6 protein-coding genes are annotated in these 7787 nt (G+C 55.8%); all 6 read right to left on the bottom strand.

Translation table 11 applies throughout. From position 1 onward, the window contains the following. Positions 1–726 (bottom strand): PHP domain-containing protein (locus tag P792_RS36490; protein WP_031240218.1); only part of this gene is annotated, 726 nt, incomplete at its 3' end. After that, on the bottom strand, positions 723–980 hold the full coding sequence (locus tag P792_RS24770; protein ID WP_023977981.1) for a hypothetical protein: 258 nt from the start codon (positions 978–980) through the stop codon (positions 723–725). The genes P792_RS24770 and P792_RS36490, both read right to left, overlap by 4 nt. After that, positions 980–2488: a DNA polymerase Y family protein gene (locus P792_RS24765; protein WP_031240217.1), complete on the bottom strand. Its 1509-nt coding sequence runs from the start codon at positions 2486–2488 to the stop codon at positions 980–982. Before P792_RS24765 ends, P792_RS24770 begins: the two co-directional genes overlap by 1 nt. Further along, complete coding sequence (locus P792_RS24760) at positions 2379–3164, bottom strand: ImuA family protein (protein WP_023977979.1); 786 nt, start codon at positions 3162–3164, stop codon at positions 2379–2381. The genes P792_RS24765 and P792_RS24760 overlap by 110 nt, the downstream gene beginning before the upstream one ends. A gap of 716 nt (positions 3165–3880) precedes the next feature. Next, on the bottom strand, positions 3881–4840 hold the full coding sequence (locus P792_RS36970) for an acetate--CoA ligase family protein (protein WP_161630818.1): 960 nt from the start codon (positions 4838–4840) through the stop codon (positions 3881–3883). Between the two features lie 104 nt (positions 4841–4944). Beyond that, entirely contained in the window at positions 4945–7254 is a 2310-nt protein-coding gene (locus P792_RS36485; RefSeq protein ID WP_161630817.1) for a PQQ-binding-like beta-propeller repeat protein, read from the bottom strand. Between the last annotated feature and the right edge of the window lie 533 nt (positions 7255–7787).

The raw sequence follows: 7787 nt of genomic DNA, 5'->3' as shown, positions 1-7787 counted from the left end.
CAGAGCCTCGGGGAAGGCGGCAAAAAGACTGCGCTGTTCGTCAGGGCCGCGCAGGACGAGATCCGGACAGGCCATGCGCTCGGGGCCAAGCGCATCAAGGGTGGTGTTCGTATGGATGGCGGTCAGCACATCGAGCAGGAGATGACGTTTCGGATCGTGCAGCCGGACATCGCCGGTCATGACGGTCTCGATCCCCGTTTGCACCCCCAGGGCCTGCAAGCCATGCAGCCAGCGCCAGGCATAGGCCTCGCGCCGATAGACGAGGCCGAGATAGCGCTTTGCGCGAGCGGGCGAGATCGCGCAAAGCGCCTCGATCTGCAGGCGCGTCGTCTCGATCGCGATCCCGGGCAGCAGGATAAGGACGAGATGATCGGCCGCCTGTTTCAGATCCGACCAGTCGAGCGCGAAGACCCCGCGCTCTCCCCGGTAATGACCGAGTGTGAGAAGCTTGCACAGCCAGCCCCAGCCGGTGCGGTCGATCGGGTAGGCAAGTAGCACGCTGCCATCCGACAGGGTGAAGCGCGTTCCTGGTATCAGCCGGATTCCGACTTCTTTCGCTGCCCGATGCGCGCGGACCACACCCGATATACCGTGCCAGTCGGCAAGGCCGATTGTCTCAAAGCCGAGATGCGCGGCCTGGGCCATCATTTCCTCGGGCAGGCTTGCGCCCCGCAGGAAGGAGAAGGCCGAGAGCGTCCCCAGCTCGACGATTGGGGTCTGGGTCATGGCCGGTCCTTGTCCTCGATCCGGCGATGCGGGTGAGGGTGGCGGCTGCTATCGGGCGCACCCGGTGCGGGGCGACGCATGAGCACGAAGCCGCAGCGCAGCAGATGCGCGACCAGGCGCTCGGCGACCAGACGGGCCATGAACTCATCGGCATCATGGACACGCCGCCTGCCGTCATAGCGCAACCCATGCTGCAGGGCGTCGGCAAGCTCTTCGGGCCGGGCGTTCAGCAGGGGATCGACGGGCTGCGTCATCAGAACATTCCCTGCAGATGCCACTGGCCCGGACCGGTCCAGTCATGGACACCATCTCCCAGGCGATACAGCCACAGGCGCTGCCCTTTCTCCGTCTCGATCGTCCAGTAATCGCGCGTGATCCCGAACGCAGCCGGATCCTGCCACCAGGCGCCAGCAATTCGCTTCGGCCCCTCGGCACAGACGATACGATGCAGCGCATGGCCGAGCCGAAACTGACGCGGGGCTCCATCGGGGAGGAGGGCTGTTACCTCGATCGGGATAGCGCGATCGAGCAGAACGACCGGGCGGGGAGCAGTCTCCGGGTGGCACTCCCGGTCGACCGGTCCTTGCAGGCTGAGATGCCGTGATTTTTCAGGCCAGGCGGCGTCGATCCGATGCAGCCGCGCGAGGGAAATCAGCCCCGGCGCATTCGCCAGACGATCGAGCAGCGTTGCCGGCCAGGTGCTGTGCGTCTCGCCATAGCCGGGCAGGGCGGTTTCGTGCTGGCGGATGGGCGCAGATTGCACGATGACGAGCTGCACCGCCTCGATGCCAAACCCCGGCTCGATCTGCGGGATCTGGTCGCAGAGCAGGCGGATCAGACGGGCGGGATCGCAGGTGGCGTCGGATGTGCCCACACGCACCGCCTGGATCGTGTTATCGACACGCGTACACAAGAAATCGACGAGCCTTGCGCCTTCCCCGCGCTCGAGGAGCTGCGCACAGATCCCGGGCACGAGGGCCTCGATCACTGTTGCGATCGCTTCCGCCGTGCCGATCGGCTCGAACAGGGAGCGGGCGCATTGCACGCCGATACGTTCCTGCACGAATGACAGGGGCATGGGGCGCAGGCCGGCAGCCTGATCGAGGCAGTCGAGAAAGGCGCTCCCAAAACGCTTGGCCAGGGGCGCGCGTGGCAGGTCGAAGCAGGCTCCGATTGTCTCCAGGCCGAGGCGCTTGAGGCGCAGTGCCAGAGCCTCGTCGATCGGCAGGGATTTGCAGGGCAGGGCGCGCAGGGCTGCCTTATGCGCGCCAGGTGCAATGATTGCCGTCTGTCCCGATCGGGCGATCGCGCGAGAGGCGGCCGCATTATCGCTGATGCAGACAAAGGCGTTGTGTCCAAAACTGCGCAGATCGGCACAAAGCCGCTCGAGAAAGGCGGTTTCGCCTCCAAACAGATGAGTGCAGCCCGATAAATCGGCGAAAAGCCCATCTGGCGCGTCGGCGGCTACAAGCGGTGACATCCATAGACCCCAGGCGGTCAGGCGGGCGAGCGCCTCGCGGTCCTGTTCCCTGTCATGCGCAATGACGAGCAGATCCGGATCGAGCGCCCTCGCATGGGCGAGCGTCATGCCGGCCCCGATCCCGGCGCGGCAGGCGGATGCATCGACTGCCGTCACGACACGCCTGTTGCCCTCAGTGGCGTGCAGCACCAGCTTGCGTGAAGCCGGATAAAGCGCGCAGTTCTCGCGGCGTAGCTGCTCGGTCGAGAAGAAGGGCATCCAGAGAGCGAGGAATCGGCTCATGGTCGGGGCAATCGAGGATCCAGCGTCTGGGGAGCCCCGCACGCAGTTTCAGGAGGTCGGCCGACAGACGGCGCGGGCCGGGGAGAGGGAGCGCGAGACCGGGCAGAGGCAGCGGGCGCGACGGCTGGGCGGTGATCTGCCATCTGGTGGCGCAGGCACAGGCTTCGTGAGCGGCACCCACCCCCGCCTTGCTCTGGCGCAGGATGAATCCGGTAGCGCCCGTCGCCTCAGCGGCCAGGTTGAGCCGGCGCGCTTCGGTCAGGGTGAGCGCGCGATCGGTCTCGACAACCAGGATCATGGGCTCTGCGTGACGCAGGATATCCTCGGCAACCGGCAGAAGCCGATCGACAACGAGCTCGAGGCAGAAAAGGCGTCGCCGTGCGAGGCCGAGGGCATCCAGCCCTGCTCCGAAAAGCTGGGAGGGGCGTGTGGCGAGCCAGAAAACCGGGCGATCGCTGCGCGCCAGGCAAGGCAGAAGAAAGGCGAGCGTGCTGCCGCGATCGAGCGGGGAAGCGATCAAGAACTCATGCAGCGCGCCACCCGCCAGACCGCCATTGAGATGGTGGTCGATCGGGTCATAGCCTGTCTCCAGGCGTAGAGGGGTGTGGTCTGTATGGTCGCGTCGCTCGATCTGCCGGATGCGCCTGCGCAATGTGTCGAGTGCGGTGTTGTCCATGTGCTCCTCCTTTCGGGAAGGAACATAAGGAGAACAAGCGGGACAAAAGCAAGTGAATTCTGGTGACAGGGAGACTGTCCTGTGGATTTGTGGAGTGCCGCCAGGGCGGGCACGTGCGCCCTATGGACAGGCTTTTACCCTGCCCACAGCGCGCCCGACACACCACAACTCCACAGGATCATGAGCAGGAGGTTTTTCTCTTTTCTGATTTTTAAAAAAGGGCAGTGCGGTCTTATTAACCGAGTACCGCGCGAGGGAAACCAGGGCTGGGCCAGCTGAACACAAACCTGAGGGATTGATGTAACGTATCGGTTAGGTAATATTCGAGGCGCTGCAGGCAGGTTTTTTGACTCTTTTCCTGTCCTGCAGCTCATATCCTGAATTTGTTCTGCCGCGTGGGAGGATACAGGAAGACCCTATGAGGTCAGGTCGACATGCGAAAGATGCCCGAGCGCAATTACGCTCGTGAATGAAATGGAGTGATCGAAGAACCGCTGGTTGATGCACCTGGCTGGTGATTTCAGGCTTTTGTCGTTCTGACTGACGGCTTCCGGGGTGATTTTTGGTCTGCGTCTTGGGCAGATCGGGCTCTGTTGCCATCCGGGATGGCTACGTGGCGGCGTTTAACCTCTCGAGAAAGAGGAAGCGGCGCATGTTGTCGATCATGTCTCGTGGCGCATCATGTCTCTCGGGCTACGACAATGAACACATGGATTCTAACTGACAGGAACTGGTATTACATGCAAGGAGGCGCGTGACGAGCAAGGGAAGAGATAATCAAGTAGCGCATGATCTGGGAAACGTGGCTCGCCAGCCGATGGTACGAGATGCGCCCTGAATCCTGGAGAGCAATTAACTTCGAGGATGAAAGGTTTTGAATAAGATGCAGGCATTGAAATATCCGACGCTACAATGTCCACCCCCGCGATATCGAGACCGATCACTCCTGTGGCTTGGACTGCAAGATCGCAAATCTCCTTGTGCGCCCCATTCGTGCGGTCAATGGTAACTGCACCTCTACTAACACTACCCAGCCCGTTTAGAATAATGCGCTGGCCATTTAAGGGAACGGATTGTAGGAAGAAGCCTTGCCGGTTGAGATACGTGCGAAGGACGTCATCTAGATCTACCTTGGCCATTGGTCGCTCGCAACCGGTCCCTCGTTTGGCATCATTATTCAGCCGATCTATTAGAGTGGCGATATTACTAGAGCCATCGCCAACCACAAAGGCGGGATATTTCTCCACGATACCGACCACTACGCGATCAATCACCAGTAATCTATAATCTCGCCCGTAGTGGTAATTCTCGACCAGCACTGTCCGCGAGATTTTTCTGGCATGTGAAAATGCCTTTCTTATGTCTACCTCAGAATCAAGGTTAACTTCGACGGCTCTGCCGCTGGATCCCGAATTAGGTTTGATAACAACGGGCTTACCAATAATTTTCCATGCTGCGACTGCTTCATCAGAAGAGAGGACGCGCCGTGATTTTAATACCGGAAGCCCAGCAGCGGATAAAACGGTTTTCGTTGCGTGTTTATCATCAGACAACGCTACGGCGATATGCGATGTCTTGCTGGTAATAGTGCCAACAATAAACTCATGTTGGTGATTTTTACTGAGACGAAGTATCCTGCGGGCACCCGTGTCGGTCACACTGATGTCACGTCTCATAGCTTCCCGTATGATCGCCATAGTCCCGAGATTATCCCGAAATCGAGCGTATGGTATAAGCTCGGCGTCTAGGGAATGTTGCTGTTGATTTTCGGTAGTGTCGTTCATTGCGATATAGAACTGACATTTTGATGTGCTTGTATGCGCGGCTCAAGGTCGAATATGACATGAATCCGGTGGGAGTCACTCGGGTTGTCAGAGTGGTGAACCTGCTTGTTATCAAACCACCAAACTTCTCCTTCGAACATCCGAACTCTCTCATCCGCCGCTTGCATGCTGCTTCCAGACGGCGAACTAACGACTAGATGAAACCTGTCTCGGGTCGCATAATAGCTTCCGTTATCCACGTGAGGATATACTCTGCCACCGGGTGCTAATCGTACTATAATTGCCCGCGCCAGACGTTTGTCGCGTTGCTTGGCGAAATTGCTCAGCCAGTCCATGGTGGTCGGAAAATTGCGTGAGACATGTGTCTCTTTACTTAACTGAACGTCTTCGGTGGGGATTGTGGACGGTAGTTTACGCCTGTCGGCGGATCTTAAAAAAATACTTTCCGTTTCCCTCTGTACGGATATATTTTTTTGTCTGCGTATATTATCATACCATGCACTCTCGTTGCTTATCAACTCTTTATAAATAAACGAAATATCGATATCCTGCGAAATCTTTTTGAAAAATATCTTTCCGCGTTCTGATTTGTATCTCGCGCTGGAGACGCACGAAGAATTTTTCAGAAGCTTGGCAGAATTGTATCCTAGAATTGATGTTTCGGGTTTTTTGCATGTTTCCTGAGGTACGCGTCGATAACAGAATAGATGGTTCATAAAAGTAGTGGCATAGATATAATTCCCACACGGAGAGACGGATACTTTGTTTGTGACCGCGTCTGGCAGTTGGAATCTGCCGATTATCGAAAGGGAGCTTACTTCGATCTCATATATAGTTCCATTATTGCAACCTATGAAGACGCTGCGGTCATGGAGCACTGGAGAGCTGTAGACTCTGCCCCCCAAGTGTATTTTCTTTACGATAGCACGTTGAATCGTGTCGATTATATATAGGTACCCATCGCCGGATCCGCAGAATATTATGTTTTCCACAAATAGTGGCGTAGTATAACAGGCACCACCAGTAGGCCATTCGCCAATTTTTCGACCGTCTACTGTCGAGACAAGATAAATAGAGCAGTCAAATGATGCGAATGCCGCCAACTGGCGTTTCTCATTCACCGCCGGTGCACATTTGACTGAGCGTCGCGTAGCAAATCTCCACAAAATCACCCCAGTCAGTGCATCGAGACTTAAGACCTCGTGATCAGCGCTGCCCCAGACAACTGCATCTCCCTCTTCACAATATACAGCGGACCCGTGCTGTAATCGCCCGACTGGGACATGCCAGATTTTTGCGCCGCTATCGCAGTCGTAAGCACAGAGTGACCCGTGGAACGATGGATTCGTATATTCAATACCGAAGTAAACCAAGTTATGCGCCTCTACTACTAAAGGAGATGCGCCCACCCACTCACCCTCTTCACTTTCCCATAATACCTCGCCTGTCACCTTGCTTAGACAGTAGATATTTCCATTGTACGCGCCAAAGAATAGACGATCACCGTGGAGAGCCGGGGAAGACCATATGCCTTTTTTGGAGCGCTCCGTTCCAGGAGCGGTAAACTGCCAAATCAGCTTTCCGGTCTCAGCGCATAGTGCCTGCATCCTGCCACAGTCAGTGCCCCTGTATATGATGCCATCTCGAAGTAACGGCGCCGACTTTGGAACCATATGGTATGCATATCCAGAAATAGAAGTATTCCTCCAAACCATTTCATATTTGCGGGACTCAGATAATAGGTTTTCTTTCTCAATAGAAAGCTCAAAATCTGCTAGGTAAAAAAGGGACGACACTGTTATTCGATAATTTTTTCTCCAATCGATGCACCTTTTGGATTGAAAATCTATGATAACGAAGAGGTCAGTAACATTTCCCCCGTGGTTTTCTAATACGGAACGCGCCCATTCAGCACTTTTTGATGAGTTGACGGTATCATCAACTACCACGACGGGAAGATCGTTCAAATTACCCTCTATGATCTTACCTGTACCAGTTTGCTTGCGCGATTTTCGAACTATGACGCAATTTACCCCCTGACGAGCTACGGGAGCATACAACTGTAGCGCAGTCATCAAAGGTATTGCCGCCGTTTCCACGGCAGCTAACTGAAATGGCCGGGCTTTTCCGAAAAGGCGCCAGAATTCCGAAGCAATATTTCTAACTATTTCAGCGTTCAGAAAGACCGGCCTCAAGTCGAACATCCACGCAAATGTTCCTCCTCTCTTGCTGATAAGTCTTTGGCCGTCTTCCGAGTGTAAAAGGCCCGATTCACTGACCGCAACGCGAATGCTTTCGAGAGTCATCACTCATTACCTTTGTAGGAAGATTGTCTGGGTAGTAGACGCTTTCCTTGCTCCGCGCGTCTTCCTTCAGATCGGACACGTTATTTTGATATCCGGCCCGATAACAGCATTGCTGTAGCCGTCGCAGGAAAAAACGCAGAGTAGGTGCTATGATCTTTCACGAGGGCTTTTACACGTAATCGATTATGAGTGTCATTGCAGGTGCTTCTGTATCCACCCCAACGCCGCCAATACCGAACGGTAGGTCGCCAGCGAATACGACAAGCCGCCCTGGGCGCCTACGGATACTTACAAGTTCGCCTTGCCCATCCACAAAAATTAATTCTGCGCCTGCGGATGGCTCCCATCCAGAATTCAATAGCAAGGCTGCGGTCACTACCCGATCGGTTGGGAGATATCGCCGTCTAATCGCCTGAGCGGGCGAGGGAGTATTCGCCAGGATGAAGCCCGCGTTTAGCTTTTCATGCTTATTTGTGTATTCGCGGACGGCTCGGTCCAATATATCTGTGGCGGACGTACAATTTTTTCTGAGC

The sequence above is a fragment of the Asaia sp. SF2.1 genome, from assembly GCF_000505765.1.
Classification (GTDB): domain Bacteria; phylum Pseudomonadota; class Alphaproteobacteria; order Acetobacterales; family Acetobacteraceae; genus Asaia; species Asaia bogorensis.
This window is presented reverse-complemented; position numbering and strand designations above follow the sequence as displayed.

Excerpts from the sequence above, each read along its gene's own strand:
- P792_RS24765 (WP_031240217.1), bottom strand. The coding sequence starts at position 2,488 with ATGAGCCGATTCCTCGCTCTCTGGATGCCCTTCTTCTCGACCGAGCAG.
- P792_RS24770 (WP_023977981.1), bottom strand. The coding sequence starts at position 980 with ATGACGCAGCCCGTCGATCCCCTGCTGAACGCCCGGCCCGAAGAGCTT.
- P792_RS36970 (WP_161630818.1), bottom strand. The coding sequence starts at position 4,840 with ATGAGACGTGACATCAGTGTGACCGACACGGGTGCCCGCAGGATACTT.
- P792_RS24760 (WP_023977979.1), bottom strand. The coding sequence starts at position 3,164 with ATGGACAACACCGCACTCGACACATTGCGCAGGCGCATCCGGCAGATC.
- P792_RS36485 (WP_161630817.1), bottom strand. The coding sequence starts at position 7,254 with ATGACTCTCGAAAGCATTCGCGTTGCGGTCAGTGAATCGGGCCTTTTA.